Here is a 22,095-nt window from a genome sequence, read left to right as displayed (position 1 = left end):
GCATAGCGGGGGAGTTTGAGTCGAGGAGAAAACGTTGCGGGTCGGGCCGTTGACATTAGGAACACTGCTGGATTGGGCACCCCGAGCGGGTAAGACTATCTCGTGGCAACCAACATCTGCCACATGTGAGAAGGTGTCGCAGGCGCCGGTCAGCTCGGTACCGGTTGCCTACATGCAGGCTCAGCACATCCGTGGTTATGTTGAGCAGAAAGCGAAGGGGCTCGACTATTCACGGCTGATGATTATCAGCTGCGATCAGCCTGGCCAATGTGATATCCGTGCGGTCAATTACATCGTCAACGCGCACCTTCGCCGTCATGACACATACCGTAGCTGGTTTGAGTACACCGACGACGGCGAAATCATCCGGCACACGTTATCCGACCCCGCAGACATCGAATTTGTTCCCGTCGAACACGGCGAGCTGTCGTTGGCTCAAATACATGAACTTGCGGTGAGCACACCGGACCCGCTTAAGTGGGGCTGCTTCCAGTTCGGGGTGATCCAAGCCGAGGAGCACTTCACGCTGTATGCCAGCATCGACCATGTCCATGTGGACGCGATGATCGTTGGCGTGACGCTCATGGAATTTCACATGATGTACAGCGCACTCGTCAGTGGTGCTGGCCCCCTCGAACTGCCGGAGGCAGGTAGCTATGACGACTTCTGCAGTCGCCAGCACCGATTCACCTCCATGCTCACTGCGGAGTCTCCACAGATTCGTTCGTGGACCCAGTTCGCTGAACCTAATGACGGCAGTTTTCCCAATTTCCCACTGCCACTCGGTGATCCGTTGCAGCCTACTCAGGCCGATATCGTCACCGTGACCATGCTTGATGAGCAGCAGACGGATCGATTCGAAGCGGTATGTACAACCGCCGGCGCTCGTTTTGTTGGTGGTGTGTTGGCTTGCTGCGGCCTGGCCGAGTACGAATTGACCGGTGCTGATACCTATTACGGGCTTACACCGCGCGACACCCGTCGTACTCCGACTGATATGTTGACTCAAGGTTGGTTCACTGGCTTGGTTCCGATCACGGTCCCTATCGCTGGCTCATCGTTCGGCGATGCCGCGCGCGCTGCACAAAGTTCCTTCGACACCGACGTGCACTTAGCCGAAGTCCCCTACGACCGGGTGGTGGAGTTGGCGCCGACGGTGCACAAGCCGCGGCCGAATTTCCCTGTGATCAACTTCCTTGACGCGGGCACCGCGCCGCTTTCGGCATTGCTCACCGCGAGATTGGACGGCCTCAATATCGGTGTCTACAGCGATGGTCGTTACTCGTACCAGGTGTCGATCTACGTGATCCGGGTTGAGCAGGAGACTGCGGTGGCGGTGATGTTCCCGGATAATCCGGAGGCTCAGGAATCGGTCGCCCGCTATCTGGCAACGTTGAAGTCTGTGTTCGGGCGCGTCGCCGAAAGTGGGCACTGGCGCAATGTCGCATGATCCCCGTCGCACCGGGCCGGCGCTATTGGTGGTGAACTCATCTTTGGTCGGTTAGGTGACATCGTGGCACGGTGGCCGTGGGTTGTGATCGGCTGCTGGGCTTTACTTGCGTTGGTGCTCCCGCTGACGGTGCCATCGTTGACGGAGATGACTCATCGTCGTCCCATCGCGATCTTGCCTCCTGACGCGCCGTCGAGCGTCGCAGCCAAAAAGATCTCCCAGGCATTCCACGAGGCCGGTTCGGAAAACGTATTGATAGTGTTGCTGACCGACGACAAGGGGTTGGGACCAGCTGACGAAACCGTGTACCGCACGCTGGTGGACCGGCTTCGTCATGACACCAAAGACGTTGTCATGTTGCAGGACTTTCTCAGTACGCCGCCGTTACATGAGTTGCTGGCCAGCAAGGACGGCAAGGCGTGGATCCTGCCGATCGGCCTCGCCGGGGAGCTCGGCACGCCCGCGTCTTACCATGCCTACACCGACGTCGCGGACATTGTACAGCATACTGTTGCCGGATCATCTCTCAAGACTAATTTGACCGGACCGGCGTCCACAGTCGCCGACTTGACCGACGCCGGAGCGCGGGATCGCACGTCGATTGAGTTGGCGATCGCTGTCTTGTTGCTGATCATCCTGATCGTCATCTATCGTAACCCGATCATCATGCTGTTGCCGCTGATCACCATCAGCGCATCGTTGATGACTGCGCAGGCCGTGGTGTCCGGCGTCTCAGTGCTGACTGGTTTGGCTGTTTCCAACCAGATGATCGTGTTACTCAGTGCCATGATCGCCGGTGTGGGAACCGATTACGCAGTGTTCCTCATCAGCCGTTATCACGACTATGTCCGGATAGGTTCTGGCTCGACGCAGGATGCGAGTCGCGCCGTGCGACAAGCACTGACTTCCCTCGGCAAGGTGATAGCCGCGTCGGCGGCGACAGTAGGCATCACTTTCCTCGGGATGGGCTTTACCAAAATCGGAGTGTTTTCCACGGTTGGCTTGGCACTAGCGATCGGGATTGCGGTAGCTTTTCTGGCTGCGGTGACTCTAATGCCGGCCATCCTGGTGCTTGTCGGGCCGCGTGGCTGGGTTGCACCTCGACATGACCATACCAACGCATTCTGGCGGCGAGCAGGGGTGCGAATAGTGCGCTGCCCGGTGGCCTATTTAAGTGCGAGCATGGTCATTCTGATTGCGTTGGCTCTGTGCGCCAGCCTCGTTCGCTTTAACTACGACGAGCGTAAGCAGTTGCCGGCTTCGGACCAGAGCTCTGTCGGGTACGCTGCCCTGGAACGCCACTTCCCGGTCAACCAGACGATTCCGGAGTACCTCCTGATCCAATCGCCGCATGACCTGCGTACGCCTCGTGTACTTGCCGACATGGCTGAGTTGGCGCAGCGGGTGAGTCAGATTCCGGGTATTGCCCTGGTCCGCGGAGTTACCCGGCCCACCGGAAAGCCGCTCGAAGAGACCAGCGCGGCGTATCAGGCGGGCATGGTCGGCAAACAACTAGGCAGTGCGTCCCACATGATCAGTGAAAGCACTGGTGACTTGAACCGATTGGCTTCGGGTGCTGGTTTGTTGGCAGACAAGCTCAGCGACGTCCGCACCCAGGTTGGCCAGGCCGTCGCAAGTATCAATGGGTTGCTCGACAGTTTGGTGTCCGTGCAGAAGATGTTTGGTGGCGGCAAGGCGTTGGGCGAAATCGATACCGCCGGCAAGCTTGTCTCGAGCATGCGGGCTCTCGGCAACACACTGGGGATCAACTTCTCAACCACGATGAACAACATCGACTGGGTTGGCGCCGTGGTCATCGCCTTGGACGCCAGCATGCTTTGCGATACTAATCCCATCTGCGCCGATGCCCGCGCCCAGTTCCACAAGCTGCTCACCGCGTCCGAAGACGGAACTCTGGACAATATCGCCAATCTATGGAAGCAGTTGGGGTCTACGCAGTCCGCGCAGACCGTGAGCGCCACGGTCAGCGATCTGGGGAGAACACTCGCCGCCGTTAATACTTCGTTGCGTTCCTTGGGGTTGGATAATCCGAGCGCTATGCGCTCGAAGATGATCGGCTTGCAAAACGGCGCCCACGATCTCGCGAGTGCCAGCCGTCAGATCGCCGACGGTGTGGCGGAGCTCGTCGACGAAACCAAGACGATGGGCACCAGTCTTGCCTGGGCGTCGGCCTTCCTGACGGAGATGGGCCAAGATGCGTCACAGCCGTCCATGGCCGGATTCAGTATGCCGCCACAATTGCTCAATACGGAAGATTTCAAGAAACTCGCCCAGACATTCATATCGCCAGACGGCCATTCGGTGCGGTACTTCATTCAAACTGACCTTAATCCGTTCAGCACCGCGGCTATGGAGCAAGTCAACACGATCCTTAACGTCGCCAAGGGTGCCCAGCCAAACACCACGCTGTCGGACGCGTCGATTTACCTCTCCGGCTATACCGTGACGCTTCGAGACACCCGCGACTACTACGACCGAGATCTGCGGCTTATCGTTACTATCACGATCATTGTCGTGCTTTTGATCCTCATGGCACTGTTGCGATCGATAATCGCGCCGCTGTACCTCGTTGGGTCGGTGGTTATATCATATTTGTCGGCGCTCGGATTCGGTGTCTTGGTGTTCCAGGTGCTATTGCGGCAGCAATTGCATTGGAGCGTGATGGGATTGACGTTCGTGGTGCTAGTCGCCGTAGGTGCAGACTACAACATGTTGCTCGCATCGCGGCTGCGTGACGAGTTGTCACACGGCGTGCGTGCCAGCGTCATTCGCACTGTCCGTTCCACCGGTGGAGTCATCACCGCAGCGGGTCTCATCTTTGCTGTATCGATGTTTGGCTTGCTGCTAGCCAGCATCGGAACTGTCGTGCAGGCCGGCTTCATACTCGGATCCGGAATCTTGCTTGATACTTTCATTGTCCGCACTATTACCGTGCCCGCGGTAGCTGCTTTGTTGGGACGGGCGAGTTGGTGGCCAGCGCGGCCGTGGCAACGACGTGCAGCCGAGAATGACTCGATAAAGAAGAAGACCGTGTTCGACGCCGTGACTGACGCATCACCGGAAAGCCGAAGCTGAATTCGATTGCCCTAATTTCTTTTCCTCGGGACTCTGGGCGGCCAGCATTGTCCCAGGGCTACGTAAATAGGAACCAAGCGGGACTGGCCGGCTAGATCAACAACTTTACAATCCTGACGAATCAGAGGCCGGCGTGTCTGTGTAAACCGGCTGGGCTAACCCGGTGTTGTTGGCAATCGATGGCGGCGACGGCCACGGAGACGTCCTCGACAACACATCCGACAACTTAGTCCTATGCCTGTTCCATACCTGATTGTTGTTGGCCCAGAACTGTTCGTATTGCTGGTTAAACAGCGTGATCCCGTAAGTCTATTTATCCCGAGTGGGTTATGAGTAGCTGCGCCCTCCGGTTCCGGCTAGCACAGATTACTCATTAGGTACATCGTGCATGCCAATAGCTTCTAATTATACGTTCAATCTGATTCTGGTTCTCAAAGAGCAGCTTACCGAGGACGTCTAGCTACTTTAGGAACGGCTCGGTCACCTTAATCACCTATATAGCCACGGGACGCGACAATTCTTCTGTCAGACAGACGGGCATTTGGTTGAACGGCGACCTGAAAGCCATGAGACCCTCAACCAACGACCCCCACTCGTTGGCGTTGCGCTTTACCGAGGTAATCTTCGGTCCTATGCGCGTATCGTTGGTGATGGTCTCTGGTGTTGTGAGGTCCGGCGTCTTATTGTTCGTTTCTTCCGGCGCGTAACTACCGTTATGACTCGTTTGGCTCAAGATCTTGACCGTTGTCGACTTCGACGGCCGCACACTTGGTAGTGTCGGCGTCCAAGGTGAGTGCAAACTCCTCAAGGACAACCGCTGTCTCAGTGATGGTATCCCAGTATTGACGCGCTTACTGAACTAGATCGGCTGCCGCCTTTGCAAGTCCTGATCAGACCAGGAGCTACCACGACATTTATCGCTGGAGCTGCCTCAGCGTGAATGGTGTTTCGCCTCGTCACAAATTTTTCGCACGTTCGCGGCCACTGCTGTCAAGACCGCGGTCGCTGGGATCAGAAAAGACATCCATATTTACTTCACTGGCGATTAACGAATCCATGGAAATTACACATATTAAATTATCTATCGATTATTTAAGCTGTCGGATAACCGTACTAGTGCTGTGCAACGGTTTCTCTGAGACAGTTATGCGACAGATCTAAAGACTAAATCCTCGTAAACAACTGTAAATCTGGCTTCTAGTAGTACACGCTGTCGCCAGATAGCGCCAATTGTCGCGTAGACCCCATTGAAAGTTCCTACTTAGCAACATTCTTCGTAATATCATAATGTTATATGGAAATGATTGTGGTACAGTTGGTATAGGAAATTTGTTGCTGAATTTGTTTTCTGACTATATTTTGTTATGCTACTTTTTGGTCTGAGACCGCCAAGCGATTAATCAGCTCGCCGTCGTGGTGCACCCCTTCAGATGACGCCGGGTCCAAAGTGCTGGCGAAAATGTGGCTGAATGCAAACAGGAACCGTTGGTCCTTATTACACTCTGGGCAATAGCTGGTACCGCGTTAAACCAACAGCTTGACGATGTTGGTGCACGCACTAAGCCAGATAAAAGTTAGGTCAGCTCGGGGGTGGTGAGAGAAGCGAGCGAACTTGGGCGAAGGCATCGAGGATGTTGTCGCGAAGCTCCGGGTCGACGTTGGTGATCGGGTCCATACCGTTCACTGGATCTACAGAAACCGGCTTGTTGAACGGATTGTCGTTGTACGCATACGCGGCATCGATTTTCGGTTGTAGCACCGCGTCGATTTGATCCACCAAAGCGTCCGACCAGCCAAGGTAGCGCAGCGGCAACGTCAATGGAAGATGATTCAAAGGAATGAAATACGTCGTCGTCTTGGCGCCTCGCGAGTTAATAGTGGTTTTGATATTCTGTGGGGGCACATCGCTAGGATTGAGGAACGCGGATGGAGTATGCGAGATAGCTGCCCCGGCAAGGCAATTCAACTGAGCTAATAGGTTGTCAGCCCGGTCAGGAAAGTCGGACAGTCCATCGTATGCGGCGACAATTCGGTTGCTGTCATACTGGCTGTCCACACGCGGGGGCATCGTGTAGTCGATCAGCGGGATAGAGTCGCCGGGCTGGAAGATACTGGCAAGCACGCCTTTGCCAAATCCTTGGTATCCCGAGGGATCGCCGAAGGTGTTGAACGTGAACTGGTCTGGCGGTGGCGCCATTGGGTCAGTGGCAAGCCGCGCTTGTTCGGTGTCGAGTGCAAGGCTCCCCTGGGACAAGCCGACGACGGCGCCTGGCTCGGTTCCTTGGTGAATGGCCTGGTTCAGGTTTTTGGCTGCTACTGTAATCGCCTCCCCGATAGTAACCTCATCTCGAGGCCCCGGCACCAGAAAAGTAGGCACATAGCGAAAAATAGCTCCGGCAGGATAGTCGATAAGCTTGCGTTTGACGTCTGGAAAGAAACCTTCGCCGGCCCGCATGGTGTAATAACCCCAGTCAAAGGCCGGAGGTCTCGCGCCACCCAGCGTATAGACGACTTTGGCGGGCGAGTCTTCACGCACCGGGACCGGGCTGGGTGGCAGCCATGGTTCCCATGGTGTCCCAGCCTCCCCTGATGCGACAGCGGGTCCAAAACCACCGGCCGCACCCACGGTCAAGGCGGCAAGAGCTGCGGTTAGTAGTCGTTTCATTTCGTTTTCTTCTCTCCGAATAACCCGCTGGATCTGTGCATCTACGTTATGGCAGTTATTTTCGTGCCACAGTGTGCACCAAGCCGTGATGCAAGGATGTTTTCAGCACTCACGGTACCGCATGACTGCCCATTGCCGCGCAGCAAGTTGGGACACCCGCTTATAGCCCGGCCATGCCAACAGCGAGCAAAACGCAGCCGACTCCGGCCAGCAAAGTGGCAACTTCGAGACGGTGACGTGACTGGATCCAGTTGTTCAGCGTCGCCATCCACGCCTGCGTTGTGTCGGGTGCCAGCAAGTAGGCGGCGAGCGGGATCTCGATCAGTGCAAAGGCTACGACGTTGAACATCAGCAGCGCACTGACTTGTGTTGTGGCTGCGGTGCTGGAGGTCAAAATGACGGTAAGTACGGCTAAATAGTCCACTGACGGGAGTGCGATCCCCAGGCCGGCCACGCCCGCGACCCATAACGAATGCCCTTTTAACAGTCTGATTAGTGGTCTTGGCGCCAACTTTGACAGCTTTGGCGAGTCGGAAGCATTGTCGACGGGAGGTTCCGTTGACTGCTCGCGACTGACGCAGATCTGCACAGCCAGTACGGCAGCGACCAGCAGAGCCAACACACCGATCAGAATTTGCACCTTGGGCAATGTGAATTGCATTGAGGTCATGAGTCTGCGGCGAAAGATGAACAACACAACTAAACCCACAGTCATCCCCATCGTGAATCCGCCGCCCAGAAATGCAAGCAGTTGTAGCGTCGGTCTGGGTCTGTTCAGCATCAGTACCGTCATGCCGATCCGGAAAGGTTCGAGGTTCACTGCGACGGCCATCACCAGGATGGTTATCCACATGACAACTCGCGGTTATCAGCTCGCTGGTACGCTTAGCGGTCCAACCGGGAGAACTGTTTCCGCCGGTACTGTTCGACGCAGGCGGTCCGTCTGATCTTGCCGCTCGTCGTGGTGGGAATCGACCCCGGTGGCACCAGAACGAGGTCGGCGACATTCAGACCGTGCGCCTTGGATATCGCCGCGGTGACGTCATTCTTGACGGCGGCGAGCTTCTGCATCGCCTCTGCATCGGAATCGCCGCGCTTTTTGACTTCGATAATGGTGACCAATTTCTCAGTCTCATCAACCGGGACGGATATCGCCGCTACCCGACCACCGGTGATCGCCTGGACTGTCGATTCGATGTCCTCGGGATAGTGGTTGCGCCCATAAACGATCAACAGATCTTTCATACGGCCTACGATGAACAGCTCATCCTCGGAGATGAACCCGAGGTCTCCGGTTCTTAGCCATGGTCCCTCGGGTGTGTCCGGCGAAGGGTTGGTCAGCTTTCCGCCGAAGGTATGCTGCGTCTCCTCCGGTTTGTGCCAATAGCCTTCGGCGACGTTGTCGCCATGTAGCCAGATTTCGCCTACCGTTCCTGCCGGGCACTCGATGCACGTCTCGGAATCCACGATTCGCACTATCGGCGACTTCGGTGTGCCATAACTCAGAAGCGGCGCGCCAATGCGTGCGTCGCACCGTTGCACAGTGCCTTCCGCCAGTTTCTCGGATTCGAAATAAACGACTGCCGGCGATCCCCCTTTGGGGCGGCTGGCAGCGTAGACGGTTCCTTCGGCTAGGCCGTAGGAAGGCAACAGCATGTCGTCGCGAAAATTGATCGGGGCAAACCGGTCGGCAAACCGATTCAACGTGGCGGGGTGGATTCGTTCACTGCCGCTGAGGATGCCTTGGCAGGCGCCGAGATCGAGGCCGATCATGTCGGCGTCTGATGTCCGGCGTGCAGTCAATTCGAAAGCGAAGTTTGGTGCTCCCGAAAATGGGTGGCTGCTGGTGGCCAGCGCCTGGATCCACCTGGCCGGATACTGCAGAAACGCGATCGGACTGGTGAGCTCGCCGCGCCAGCCACCCAGGATGGGTGCGACGATGCCGAGAACCAAGCCCATATCGTGGTAGAACGGCAGCCACGACACGATGGTGAGGTCGGGTGGCGCCGCACCGTTGGTAGGTGCGAAGTAGTTAGCCATCAGTTGTTGGAAATTCACCATCAGGTTCCGGTGTGTGATCATGACTCCGGCTGGCAGGCGGGTCGAACCCGAAGTATACTGCAGGTACGCTGTTCTCGGTGTATCGGTTAGCCGAATACTCGCGGGATTCTCAGCGTCCAAATTCACTGAATCGACTTCGATGATCGTTGGGACGACGTCGGTGGTCGAGTGATGAACATAGTCAGTGATTGTGTCGGCAGCCGCAGATGTCGTCAGGATGACCGTGGGCGATGTGTCGGCAAGCACAGCCCCCACCCGTTCGTCATGGGAGCCAGCCTGCGGTACCGACAGCGGAACCGCGATAAAGCCGGCTTGCATCGCGCCCAGGAACGCGAGGATGTATCCTAGACTCTGAGGAGCCAGTATCACGGCGCGGTCTCCCATCGAGCCGTGCCTTCTGAGCTCGTGCGCAACGTTCAAGGTTCGCTGATACAGTTCCGCCCACGTCAGCGTTTCGTGTACGCCCGTCCAATCCTGCTCGTAGTCGGTGAAGCTGAACGCGACATCGTCGGGTTGCAGAACAGCACGTTCACGTAGGAGGGAGAGAACAGACGGATTTTGCATGGGCGTTAGGTTACAGTCTACAGCCGGGGTTGGCTGGACGCCTGGTGTAAGGCGGATGAGACGGGAAGACGGTCTGTGTACGGAGTTGCGACTCACCAAAGTCGTTCGGTAGTCTAGCCTGACTTCGGTCGGTATACTTTAGGTGTCGGGCGCTATAAAGAATTACAGGGCAGTCGCGCTTTTCGTCGGTGATTGTCATGTGCCCAGATGTTGTTGCCGAGGCTCAGTGGAACGTTCAGTCACCAGCAGTCCTAACGACTAATTAGAGCAGTCGCATCATCAGGGGCAGTGAGCGATGTCGACAGTAGCTATTCAATCCGCCGGGCCCGGTAGCGCACAGTGTTGGGATGTACATGCAGCCGCTGCGTGGCGTCGGCGATGTTACTGAAGCTGTCCAGGGATGCTCGCAGGGTTTGGGTCAGCATCGGATCCCGCGTCCGTAGGTAGCGCATCCGCGGGTCGATCCGCTTCTGGTTGGCGCTAACCAAGGTAATGATTTCATCGAGCAAGATGGTGATCTGTGCTTCGGCCACCGATATCACTTGATCAACCGAGATCGGTTGGCACTCAGTGCTATCGAGCGTGCAGTCTGTTTCGACCCGTGCCGCAGCTAGGCCGGCCAAACCAGCAAAGGACGTTGCGATGGCTGTTCGCAGGGTCACGCCCAGCTCGGTCTGCAGCGCCCCGATCGCGCCGCGGACTCACGAGGTAGCCTAGCGTGCTCTCGTAGTGTCTTGTAGTAGTTATGTGAATTCGCGATCCTTAAGAGGTGACTTAGGTGCCACAGCTAAAGGCGCCGGCACTCAAAGGTCAAGATGTCGTTCGGTTGCGCATGGCGGCGCCCAGAATGCTTAGCGTCTGCGTCGAAGCCGATCAGCACGGCGTTCCCTTCCGCGGTGAGGCCGATTTTGGAGGCGATGACAGCCGTGGTACTGGTTGGTGGAACCTCCACGTCGTTTAGACCCGGCAATCGCTGCACCTGCCGCGCAATATGTTCAAGGTGTAGCCGCCAGCCGTGACATGATTCGGGATGCCAACATCGCTGCACCCCGCAGCATCTCTATCGGCGTCGTTGGCCAGCGGCGCTGTGTCTCGCTACACCCAGATCACGTCAGCAAACACCGGTTGGTCGCCGTAGAGCGATCGGGGCTCGATGGATCCCGCTCGTCAGCCGAGGATGCAGATCCGACTCCGGGCGCTCGTCAACGCGTGTTACTTTGCCGCCGGTCCGGAGCGTATTGAATATACCTCATTGGCCGATCCAATCCCCGTGCTTTGGCGGGCCAACAAGTACAAGTATTAAGCATACGTCACAGCTCGTAGGCTTCGTCGTTGGAGATCGGGTAGGCAAGCACATGCGACTGGGCATCTTTGATGTTGGCCATACCGTGGATACGATCAGCCAGGTACTGTGCCAAACCGAATAGATCGGTATCCTAGTCTTCCGTGGGATCACCGCGGTTTCCCCAAGACGGCTTGTGATATTCGAAGACGTGGTTCAGCAGCTGGTAGAGTTGCTCCCGCCGGACCTACGGTTACCACCTCTGATCCGGCCGAGAACGCCGTGGACGCCAAGGCGTTGGACGGCTCTCTACATAAAAATAGCCACCGGCGTCCGTCATGCTTGCTGGCGGAGCCATCGCAATGCCTCGGTTTGCTCCTGCGGAGTGATGCCCAGAAGGAATAACACATCAGCCGCACCTGCTGCTGTAGCCAGCCCTAGGTGCCTATCATTAGGAGTCGATCAGCGACGTCGACCTTACCGGAAGATCTAGGCTCCGCGGTGTGTCAATCAGGCTGAACCATGATCGCCTCCAACATAAGCAACGATCTGCTCAGCCCAACACCGGTCACCCACAAGTTACCTTATTTTATTACCCTAATAGTTTAATATTATTATTATATTTTCCATCTTATCTTGCCTGGTCGGCTAACTAGATGGAGTGCTGCGTCGAGGATTCCGATAGCATGGCTGCAATCACCCAGGTGCCGATACCGGTCACCGAACCGGTTCATGACTATGCGTCGCAATCCTGGGAACGCACTCGGTTGCGCACCGAACTAGTAGTGCTGGCTGATCATCCGATCGAGTTCACGCATTTCATCGCCGGTAGGCATCAGATGGATGACGGAGAACCAATCGACGTCGTCTAGCTTTACTCGTCGGGTTGTGACGGGAAAAGATCGCTGCCGCTATGATGCTTGGCCACTCTAAAGTTCTTCTACCAGGCAGAAATTGACGTGCCCTGCGGGCTAATCGACTTCTGGCGGTTCAATGTGGCATTCGCCTATTAGCTGCTTCAAGCAGCAGCCATTTAACGGTACAGGCGGACGGGCCCGGGGCGACTACCGTCCGCTGAATAGCTTGGCCTACGCTACCAACCCGCTAAAATTTTAATCGATCGCCGGTAACCTGCGGACAGTGCCGGCGTTGATAGGCAACACCGTCATATGGAAGTCGTCGATAACCCAGACCTCGGCAGCCTATATAACTTATGTAAACATATAACTATGTAAACTCTTGATGCAGTCTGACTTTCGCAAGGGATGATAAGTGTGGCCGCCGGCGATGGCTTCGTGGTATCCGATGTGGCGCTGTCCGATCCGCTGCTAGCAGGCATCTACGTTCACCGGATCAACAGCCACTTGCCAGAAGCTGTGGCAGCAGGTGGGCATCGACATCGTTAGTTACCATATCTATCTGCGGTTGGTTGGTGAGAACGACGGGAAGGATTTCGTGGTTGTCCATGCCTTGGAACACAAGAATGTGTTGTGTGCGACTTTTATTCGCGGAGAATTCGACTAACAGGGCCAGACGTGCTCAGCGGTGTCACGGGCGTTCATCGGACACTTGGTTGTGGCAGCGTATGGGTGATAAACTCTTGGGTGCGATTGCCGAGCTGCGCTACGGTCATGTCACCGACTCACCGACCAACTACGGCGGAGCGCTGATCGACTGAGGTGCGTTTACCAAGGACGTCACTGCTATCGAACGGGAGAAAAGTGTAGCTACTATCACCGTCGTGGTGGATAGTGAATATGATTATAGCGTAGTGTATTTCGTGCTTAAAATGGTGCTATTTTCCGGCGACACAATCGACGAGTCCTTCGTGATCGAGTACTTCGGCCCACTACTGTTAGATGCATGTCTACTCCGACGATCAGTATGAGAGGATCATCGACGCCGGGTTGTGCTAAGTGCTGACCGGTGCGGTCATTGGCGACAACCATCAGGCCGTCCTGACAGTGCAGCACTGACTATGGTTTGATGCGGGCAACTTCTACGTCAACGACAAACCGACGAGGGTGGTGGGGTGCCAGCCATGCGGGGGTTCGCGGAGATCGGGTACTATAACGACAAGGGTGTCTGGTCGCTGAATCTGTTGCGCTGGACGTTGGCACGCACCGTCAAAGCGACTTTCGTCGTGGCCATCGAATGCAGCTGCCTGCACATGGCATCGTATTGATGGGCGGACTATTCGCCCACGCCGTGCGTCCGGGGATGCTCGCTACTAGCCGGGCTGACAGGTCGTGCCGCACTGTCGCACGATCGCGGCTCACCCGCAGGTTGGTGTGCTGGTTTGTTTCTGTCAACACACTGGATGGCATTCTGAAAATAGTTGCAGTGATGTGAGATCCGGGACTTTTTGTTGGCATCGATTAGCTGGTCGAAAATGTCATCAACGCCAACGATTCTGCCGATATCCTGAGATCGTATCTTTGCCTGTTTGATTAGTTAGTCCGGCGTAGTACGTGATGGCATATGACTGCTTAGGGTGTCACTGTAGTTTTCGGCGCTTGGGCAGGTGTTGGATCGCGACGGCGAGAAGATCGCTTTGGACAACTGTCGTACCATCTGCGAGCGGGCCGAATGAGTTGGCGTCTGGTGTACGGTGGACGTCGAAGATCACACCACCAATTCGACTATGCTTATCTGCAGTGCCTTCGCGTGCTGATGGCTGGATCAGGCTATTAGATGATAGCCTCCCATCACCCCGTGACCCCATAGATTCTCGGTATGCTATCTCGAATGGGTCGCTAAATCATGCTGTAGAAAAGGTATTTCGGATTCCATATGCTATGTGGTATCCGCTGTGGTGAATAGCGAAGGGCGGTAGCCTGCGGCAACCTGGTACACATGCACGTGTCATTTGGCACCCAATGGTACGGGTATTTCACTTAGTGGTTGGCTGATCGCCCAGTCAGTCAGGAATTTTTCCTACGGGTCTTGGCACAGTGCGATCACGGGGAGCGCCTGAGCTGGGTTAATTAAGTAGACGCAAGCGCGGTCCAAATAGCGTTGGGAACATGGGTATATTGAGCAGTACACTTGGCCTGAGCCGCGGTTTAGTTTAGTTATGCCCACTATCAATGTTGATACCACACCAACAAGCTCGTCGTCAATCCCCACACCACGGACTGAATCGACTGCACCACCGAAAACAGCTCAATTGCTAATCCGTTCCACTACGCAGCAGCAAGCAACATTGGATCAGAACTAAAATCAGCATACATTCGGGGAGTGAACCTCAGGTGGTAACACACCAAAGTCCAACATCATCTTTTACCCTCATATTGTTTAGTGTATTGTTCTGTTTTGCAGGAGATTTGGTATTTGCGCGGTATGCGCCAACAACGTTGCCGGTGTTGAACTTCCGCAAATAATCACTACTACGTAACGTCCGCGACAGAGTACAGTCCTCAAGCCGCCACAACCGAAAACCTGCAATAGTGCACACTGCACACAACATCGTCGATCAAACGTAATTGCATACCAAAATCACTACCAGGATCCGCCAATTTCTAGATCATGAACTGGACAGAAATTCTGCCCGGATTCTGGAACGTAACGGCCCGCTGCGAGTGCAGGCCAACATATACAACAAATGCATAACATAGAGCTCCAAGACGCTGAATGCCACTGGCCGCTATCGATGTGGCTGAGGCAGCTGTAGGTTTTGGTCGAGAAGTGAACACCGCACCGCCGCGTCAATACTGGGGTTCGCGCAACGATCGTACGTCATGAACTGGTCATCGGTGAGTTTGCGTGGCGTGCCGCACGGGCCGTGCAGTGCCATACAGCATAGAAGCGACTTTTGTGGCAGCTTGTCACATGTAAAGCGCTCGGCATGGTCCGCGCTATAGTCTGCCCCAAACTTGATGGAAACATCGTCGCCGGCAACAACCTTCAAATGGACTTCGCCGAGTTCGGTGCTCCGTAGAGGTGCGCGGTCTTCTGGCTGTATGGAACTCTGGTTGCTTGCCGGCAGACTCCGACCAAGGAGCGAGTTGACGCGGAACATCACAATATTCATCTGGTCGGCGTTGACCGGCCTGGGATTGGTGCGTCGACACCGCATCAATACCCTGCGATAGCTATGTTCGGCCACAACCGACCCAGATGCGATCAGCGTCGGTGCGATGGCTCTCGGTTTGTTGGTCGCGCCGCGGCTGAAAATGGTAGGCGGCCTGCTGCGGGGTATATGAGAGTTTGCTGGTTCGGGCGGCTCGGCCTGTGGCTCGATCCACGTTAGTGGTGTATTGTCTGTCTTTGCTGCAAACAAGCCGGCATCTGCTGGCTCGTTCTTGAGTGCAAGGCGCTATTTCTCGATGGTTTGCTGGCTAGTAGTCACAAGCAACTGGCTGCGCCATTAGCTCACGTCATCGCGTTCGCTTACCACTGTGGCTTCAAGGCTAGATGAGGTGAAAGTCGTGGCACGACGACCACCACCATCTCATTCCGTTTTCCCATGGGGAGCACGTCGTTTCCTGGCGGCCTGATGCCAAGCTGTTTTACTTGCCGGTCGAAAGTCATCTTGCTGGGCTTGGTTGCGGTGAGGAGGTCCTGTTCACCTTGATGGAGATCTGGGACCGCGGCGAGCGGGCGTGACTTGGTCTCGTACCGAGCTTGCACCATCCCGGGTAACCTGTTGATGTGTTGTTGGCTTCACTGAATCCGTCCGTCCTTACCGCCACGGACATCGCTGACGCGGTAAGTATTGGCGGCGTCGTATTGAGCCGCAGCGACTTGGTCGGTGCCGCAACGTCGGTGGTTGAGCGCATCGGAGGCGCACGCTTGGTCGCGGTGCTGGCCACACCGACGGCGTCGACAGTGCTAGCGATCACCGGTTGCTTGATCGCCGGTGTGCCGGTGGTCCCGGTGCCCGCAGATATCGGTGTGGCCGAACGTCGACATATGCTCACTGACTCTGGAGCGCAGGCCTGGCTGGGCCTAGCACCTAGCGAAGAATCGGAGTCGGAAGGGCTGCCGCACATTCCGGTCCGACTGCATGCCCGGTCCTGGCATTACTATCCTGAGCCGTCACCCGATGCTACCGCGATGGTGATCTATACCTCGGGCACTACTGGGCTGCCTAAGGGGGTATCGCTGAGCCGGCGAGCGATTGCCGCTGATGTGGATATGCTGGCTCAGGCTTGGCAGTGGACGTCAGATGACGTTCTGGTGCATGGATTGCCGTTGTTTCACGTGCACGGACTGGTATTGGGTTTGCTTGGATCGCTTCGGATTGGAAATCGCTTCGTGCACACCGGAAAACCCACCCCAACCGGTTATGCTCAGGCCTGTTTTGAAGCCGGGGGATCGCTGTTTTTTGGGGTCCCCACGGTATGGTCACGACTGGTGGCAGACGAGGCCGTTGCCCAGGCGTTAAAGCCTGCACGGTTGCTGGTGTCTGGGAGTGCCGCATTGCCGGTTCCTGTGTTTGATCGGCTGGCGCACCTCACTGGTCACCGGCCCATCGAACGGTATGGCAGCACGGAATCACTGATCACTCTATCGACGCTGGCGGACGGTGAGCGCCGTGCGGGTTGGGTGGGCTTGCCCCTAGCAGGCGTGCAGACCAGACTGGTTGATGAGGACGGCGGTCCGGTGCCCTATGACGGGGAAACTTTTGGGAGGCTTCAGGTTCGTAGTCAGACGATGTTCGACGGCTACCTGAATCTACCGCAAGCTACGGCTGAGGCGTTTGACTACGACGGCTGGTACCGCACAGGTGACGTTGCGGTCGTGGACAGTGACGGTATGCATCGCATCGTGGGCCGCGAGTCGGTCGACCTCATCAAATCGGGCGGATATCGGATCGGCGCAGGAGAAATCGAGACGGCGCTGCTCGGTCATCCGGACGTGCAAGAGGCGGCAGTCGTCGGGCTACCGGATGAAGACCTGGGTCAACGGGTCGTTGCATTTGTCGTATGTTCGCCAGAACTGTGCGCTGATGAGCTTATTAACTATGTTGCTCAACAGCTTTCGGTACATAAGCGGCCGCGTGAGGTACGCATCGTAGATGCGCTGCCGCGCAACGCGATTGGCAAGGTCCTCAAGAAGCAGTTGCTCGTAGAGGGCTAAGTGTCGTTACGGCGAGAAGTGGTTATGTTGGCACGCCATCGTTACCACTCGTACGGAAGTCGGGTGTTGATGATAAATTCTGTTGTTGATGGGATTTAAGTGATTAGTGAGTCCGGTGGGATATTGGCGAAGAATGTGATCTGCTGGTGTGATCTACGCCTTCGAGAATCGAATTTATTGTGCTCGAGTTGCTGTTGTGCGATGAAGATGAAAGGGAGCTGTGTACTACACTTGCAAGCCAACATTTTCAGATAAATTCACTTAGTACATCAGCCTATTGCACCCGTTACATTGCAGCAATCATTGACCACTCACTTTATGTCACCAACGCTGGTGGTGCAGGAAGTTTCGGTGGTGGTGTTTGACAACCGCCACCGAATCATTGGCTTGGGATTCCTTGCAAAGGATTGGAGTTGGCATGTCTTCTGGGATCGTAGTTCCTGCGAAGTTGGCGGTTGCGGTTACTATAGTGTTTGGGTGTCTATGTTGCTATGGCTGCCGTGTATGCTGTAGTGAGGATATGGAGGATTATCGCCAAATCAGTACGTGGACCGAGGCGGTTCTTGGCTAGTGTGTCGATCGCATGTCGAACGCCGCGAATAAGTATTTGACTATCGAGGTCACCAACGCCAACGCTTTCCACTTATTTCGCTGAAGGTGATGCCAGCATAGCAGCGTCGACACGAAGAGCGATTGTTACCAGTCGAAGGAAACACCGAGGCTGCTTGAATCTGGAGCGTTGAGGCGCCTTGGAAACGGCACATTGTGCGTCGCAGTCGTCGGATGCTAACGCCACCAACCCGCTTGGTGGTCTGCGTCCTGCTTACCTGTTGGCCGGCTTCGCGACATGGCGCAAGATATCATGTATACTGTATCAGTATACTGGGGAAAATTTATGTGGTGGCCGGGTCGCTGGTATGGAGGAGGCCGGCGGCAACAGAGATAACCGAAGCGCTTGACCGTTATCTGCTTTTGGTTGCGTGACATCATAGATGTATGTCGACGTGAACGTCGAGGCGCTACGCTGTATTGCGATGGCTTGCAATGCTACGTAGCTCAAGATTGTGAGTCCGGATCCGATTGCCAAGAACCGCTCTGAGCTGTGGGAGCTGATAGCGACCAACATGCTGGGACAAAACCTTGCGGCAATTACAGCCGAGGAGGACGAGTATGAGGAGCACCGGCAGCGGAACCTCGAGTGATGTCTGAGTATGCAGAAGAAGCGACAGCTGCAATGTCGCTGGTGCGCCAGCTTTGTGGAGGCATCGCTGCTCACCAATAAGGCGAGTGCGCATGTATGAATTTTGTAGCTGTAACCTGAGGAATATAAACCCTGCCAAGGTTTCATGCCGACACACCACCGTTGCGACCGGCATGGGGATCGGATGTGGTGGTTTGGCCGCCGCGCCACTGTAGAGCTTCAAGAGCGACGGCAATATGGACACTGGCGTGATCAAGAGGCCGCGGTAGGAGTTTTTCAGCGGACTCAATTCTACGCAGCAAGGTGTTGCGGTGGGTAAACAGACGTTTCGCAGCACGGGACGCGTTGCACTGTTCATTGATGAATGTCAGTAACGTCTGTTGCAGCGCCGGACTGGCTGACTCGAAATCTCCGAGCGTGTTGGTGATGAATTCTTTTGCAGCAGCTGGGTTTTGGGTGATCAACGAAACCAATTGCACATCAGTAAAGAACGCGACCTGCTGGTGCAACTTCAGCCGGGTCAAGGTGCGTTGTGTGGTGAGGGCTTCCAGATGGCTGCGTCTAAAGCCTTCGATGCCAGTTGCGCTGGTACCGATGGCGACACGCGCCTTAGGCAGGCTGAGCAGCCTCTTCTGCACTTCGGAGACATCCAAGGCGACTGCGTCGGCCAACCACACCCAGCGGGCGGCAGCACTTGCTACCACGATCAGCTGCTGCGCTGACCCGACGACGTGACTGAACGCTTTAGCGGCCTGATCGAGGTAGCCATGGTCGCCATCAAGGTCATCGCTCCAGATCACGGCGGCGGTATGTGTTGGGCCGAGACGATAGCTCAAGCGCGCTTCGGCGCTCTCCTGCGTAACCGGTGCACCTTCGAGAATAAGATCGACAACTTCCAGTCGTTCGGCATGGGTGCTGCGGGTCAGTTCATCGTGCTCCAGTTGTATTTGCGCGGCGATAGCCTCCAGCGTGGCTGCTACGTACTCATTGATCGATTGTGCGGACACGTCGAGCATTTCGCGTAGTTCTTGAGGGTCGGAGGTGAGCTTGAACGCGATATCTATCCACCGTCGCCAGGCCATGTATTCCCCGACTCGATAAATGTCGAGCGCAAGTACGTCACGCCCACGTCGTACCAGGTCCCGCGCCATGGTCAGTGGCTCAGGTCCGACATTGGCTGGCACCGGGGCGCCAGGATCACGCAAATTGGCGGTAGCCCAGTGCACCAAATGGGCGCGGCTGGCGCGTCGAACGACCTTGGCCAAGACCGGGTCATTGGCGATGGCAGGATTGGCTGTCACGGTAGCATGGTCGAGTTGATCGATCCACTCTTGGCTGGGGTTGAGTGCGATCCGTGCGCCTTCACGGATCAGTTTACGCACTTGTGGCGACGGATGTTGCCTGGCCATGGGCACACTGTAGGGCCGATATGTGCAGATTGACATCTCAGGTCGAGCTAAGTAGGGAACATTCCACTTTTGGGCCATTGCGGCGTAACCGTTGTCGCCAGCGTAAATCCCTTGTCATCAGCGGTGTCGATGATGGATAGCAGGAGCACGTGGTCCGGAGCACCAGAACGCGTCGAGATGAGCTCAACAACCCCTGGGTGCACAACGGCTAGACGGATAGTTCACCTGGGTTCTGTCGGCGGAGTTTGATCCCGGCTGATTGCAGGCATAGTGTGCATTTTGCACCTTCGGGTAGGCAAAATTGGGAAGATTTGACCATTGACTGGGTCGGTAGGTGCTACTTTCCGCTCCAGATTTCCTTTAGTTCGGGTGGATTTAACCTATTTAACCTGTGGATTTAACCTATTTAACCTGTCGTGAACATTGCCGAAAGGTAATCATTAGCGCAGTTCGCACCGCCAAGCAGTCGATAGGGAGAGCGCAGGTGACTTAGATCGCTTGATCTTTACTCCATGCAGTAGCTTTGATCCCTTAAGTTTTGAGGAGGAACCGCATGTCTTTTTTCTTGGATGTAGAGCCACAGGCGATACAGCTGGCAGCTAGCCAGCTACAGGTGCTTGGTTCCAGCACAGTGGCAAGCAATGTCGCGGCGGCCTCGGTGACCACCCTGATTCCTCCCCCGGCCGCCGATGACGTGTCCGCACTGCTGGCCCAGTTCTTCAATGCCCATGGGCAGCAATATCAGGCGCATGCCACTCGAGGCACGGCCATTTACCAGAGATTGGTTGAGACCCTGGCGGAAGCCGGGGAACGTTATGAGAACGTCGAGTTCTCTAATGGGGAAATGTTTAACTAACAGACGTCGCTAGCTGCACGAGTGGTTACCAGTCAGTAATAAGGGAGCAACGAGATGTTTGATTTTGCAGCGTTGCCGCCTGAGACCAACTCCACCCGGATGTATCTCGGCGTTGGCTCCGGCCCGATAGTGGCCGCCGCCGCGGCATGGACAGGTCTTGCCAAGGAGCTGAGTGCGGCGGCGCGGGGGTTGCAGTCAGTGCTTGAGACGTTGCTGTTGTCGTTTAGGGGTGAGTCGTCGGAGGCATTGACAGAGCGGGTTTTGCCGTATGTAGGGTGGCTGAGTCTGACCGCCGCAGGTGCTGATGAGACCGCGGGGCAGCTCACGGCAGTGGCGAGCGCCTACGACACGGCTAGATCGGGGACGGTGCCACCGACGGTGGTGCTCGTGAACCGCATGCAGACCGCAATGCTGAAGGCACTCAACTGGTTTGGGCAATTCTCCAGCATGATCGCGGATCAGGAAGCCGACTACGAGCTGATGTGGACCCAAAACGCGATGGCGATGACTGCCTATCAATCTCAAGTGCTCGATGTGATCGGGAAGACGCTACCGTTTGAGGCAGCACCAGAGATGGTCAGCGAGGAGGGTCTGGTCCAGGAGACTCTGATCCGGGAGGGTTTGGAGGAGGGTCTGGTCCAGGAGACTCTGATCCGGGAGGGTTTGGAGGAAGGTCTGGTCCAGGAGACTCTGATCCGGGAGGGTTTGGAGGAAGGTCTGGCCCAGGAGACTCTGATCCGGGAGGGTTTGGAGGAAGGTCTGGCCCAGGAGACTCTGATCCGGGAGGGTTTGGAGGAGGTGGGCGAACTCGTGTTCAATAGAGGGGTGGCCGGTCCTCCCAATGTGGGGATGGCACAATTGGGGCCCAGAGTTGTCACCCCAAAGGCTGTTTTTGATCCCTCGTCCACTGTGGCGAATTCGTTGTGGGGAGGTGCTGCAAAGCATTTGGATCCTATGAGCAACATCGTCTCGATGGTCAACAACAAGGTAGGGATGGCCAACGCAGGTCTGTCGATGGTCAGTGGCATGGGTTCGATGATGAAGAGCGTTGTGCCTACAACGGCGGCTAATGCTGTAGAAGCGTTGGCCCAAGGTGGGCAGGCGATCGAGAATGCTATAGGGTCAGTGGGCCGGGGTGTGCTGGGCTCGGGCTTGGGTGGTCAGATAACTGCCAATTTGGGCCGGGCTATGTCAGTCGGCTCGTTGCGGGTGCCGGAAACATGGGCCGTGGCCAACCAGGCAGTCACGCCGGCGATGCGTGCATTGCCGCTTGCTAGCAGGGTGGCTACTGCGGTAGAAGGGGGGCCAGTGCCGCTTATGGGGGGGATGCCGGTGGGGAACATGGCATCTGGCGGGGGCGGTGTTGGCGTCAGCAGTGCGCTGCGTCTGCCACCGCGTCCGTTTACGATGCCACGCAACCTGGCGGG

10 protein-coding genes and 4 pseudogenes are annotated in these 22,095 nt (G+C 56.2%); 9 read left to right on the top strand and 5 right to left on the bottom strand.

The window, feature by feature from the left end; translation table 11 throughout:
* The first annotated feature begins 34 nt into the window (after positions 1-34).
* Together MUBE_RS13665 and MUBE_RS13660 are read left to right on the top strand one after the other, a co-directional pair.
* Positions 35-1,450: a condensation domain-containing protein gene (locus MUBE_RS13665; RefSeq protein ID WP_116540945.1), complete on the top strand. Its 1,416-nt coding sequence runs from the start codon at positions 35-37 to the stop codon at positions 1,448-1,450.
* Between the two features lie 63 nt (positions 1,451-1,513).
* The gene (locus tag MUBE_RS13660; RefSeq protein ID WP_279386743.1) at positions 1,514-4,546 is read left to right on the top strand and encodes an MMPL/RND family transporter; all 3,033 of its coding nucleotides are present in this window, start codon (positions 1,514-1,516) and stop codon (positions 4,544-4,546) included.
* 1,579 nt (positions 4,547-6,125) lie between these two features.
* Here MUBE_RS13660 and MUBE_RS13650 read toward each other — a convergent pair.
* The 4 genes and pseudogenes from MUBE_RS13650 to MUBE_RS13635 all read right to left on the bottom strand — a co-directional run bounded on the left by MUBE_RS13650 (position 6,126) and on the right by MUBE_RS13635 (position 11,690).
* Positions 6,126-7,211 (bottom strand): PE-PPE domain-containing protein, encoded by a 1,086-nt coding sequence (locus MUBE_RS13650; protein ID WP_116540943.1) that lies wholly within the window; start codon positions 7,209-7,211, stop codon positions 6,126-6,128.
* A 160-nt stretch (positions 7,212-7,371) separates the two neighbouring features.
* A complete protein-coding gene (locus tag MUBE_RS13645; protein WP_116540942.1) occupies positions 7,372-8,064 on the bottom strand; it encodes a GAP family protein in 693 nt (230 codons plus the stop codon).
* A 32-nt stretch (positions 8,065-8,096) separates the two neighbouring features.
* The gene (gene fadD21 / locus MUBE_RS13640) at positions 8,097-9,836 is read right to left on the bottom strand and encodes a fatty-acid--AMP ligase FAAL21/FadD21 (RefSeq protein ID WP_116540941.1); all 1,740 of its coding nucleotides are present in this window, start codon (positions 9,834-9,836) and stop codon (positions 8,097-8,099) included.
* 195 nt (positions 9,837-10,031) lie between these two features.
* Positions 10,032-11,690, bottom strand: a pseudogene (locus MUBE_RS13635) (helix-turn-helix domain-containing protein).
* Between the two features lie 114 nt (positions 11,691-11,804).
* On the opposite strand from MUBE_RS13635, the pseudogene MUBE_RS13630 reads away from it, so the two are divergent.
* The 5 genes and pseudogenes from MUBE_RS13630 (at position 11,805) to MUBE_RS13605 (ending at position 18,404) form a co-directional block, all read left to right on the top strand.
* Positions 11,805-13,303: pseudogene (locus MUBE_RS13630) on the top strand (aldehyde dehydrogenase family protein).
* Positions 13,303-14,016: pseudogene (locus tag MUBE_RS20600) on the top strand (hypothetical protein); the annotation flags it as partial. The pseudogenes MUBE_RS13630 and MUBE_RS20600, both read left to right, overlap by 1 nt.
* Before the next feature lie 949 nt (positions 14,017-14,965).
* Positions 14,966-15,726, top strand: a pseudogene (locus MUBE_RS18615) (alpha/beta fold hydrolase).
* A 45-nt stretch (positions 15,727-15,771) separates the two neighbouring features.
* Positions 15,772-17,202, top strand: coding sequence for an acyl-CoA synthetase (locus MUBE_RS13615; protein WP_116540940.1), 1,431 nt, complete (start codon positions 15,772-15,774; stop codon positions 17,200-17,202).
* 1,064 nt (positions 17,203-18,266) lie between these two features.
* Positions 18,267-18,404 (top strand): PPE domain-containing protein, encoded by a 138-nt coding sequence (locus MUBE_RS13605; protein WP_243633080.1) that lies wholly within the window; start codon positions 18,267-18,269, stop codon positions 18,402-18,404.
* Positions 18,405-18,546: 142 nt separating this feature from the next.
* On the opposite strand, the gene MUBE_RS13600 is transcribed toward MUBE_RS13605, so the two are convergent.
* Positions 18,547-19,812 (bottom strand): Rv1453 family transcriptional regulator, encoded by a 1,266-nt coding sequence (locus MUBE_RS13600; RefSeq protein ID WP_116540937.1) that lies wholly within the window; start codon positions 19,810-19,812, stop codon positions 18,547-18,549.
* Positions 19,813-20,365: 553 nt separating this feature from the next.
* Between MUBE_RS13600 and MUBE_RS13595 the strand changes: the two genes are divergently transcribed.
* Together MUBE_RS13595 and MUBE_RS13590 are read left to right on the top strand one after the other, a co-directional pair.
* A complete protein-coding gene (locus MUBE_RS13595; RefSeq protein WP_116540936.1) occupies positions 20,366-20,668 on the top strand; it encodes a PE family protein in 303 nt (100 codons plus the stop codon).
* A 54-nt stretch (positions 20,669-20,722) separates the two neighbouring features.
* A partial coding sequence (locus MUBE_RS13590; protein ID WP_133297127.1) for a PPE family protein occupies positions 20,723-22,095 on the top strand: 1,373 nt, incomplete at its 3' end.

Source organism: Mycobacterium uberis (assembly GCF_003408705.1).
GTDB classification, from domain to species: Bacteria; Actinomycetota; Actinomycetes; order Mycobacteriales; family Mycobacteriaceae; genus Mycobacterium; species Mycobacterium uberis.
Note: the sequence above shows the minus strand (reverse complement) of the source record. Positions and strands in the feature narration are given on the sequence as shown.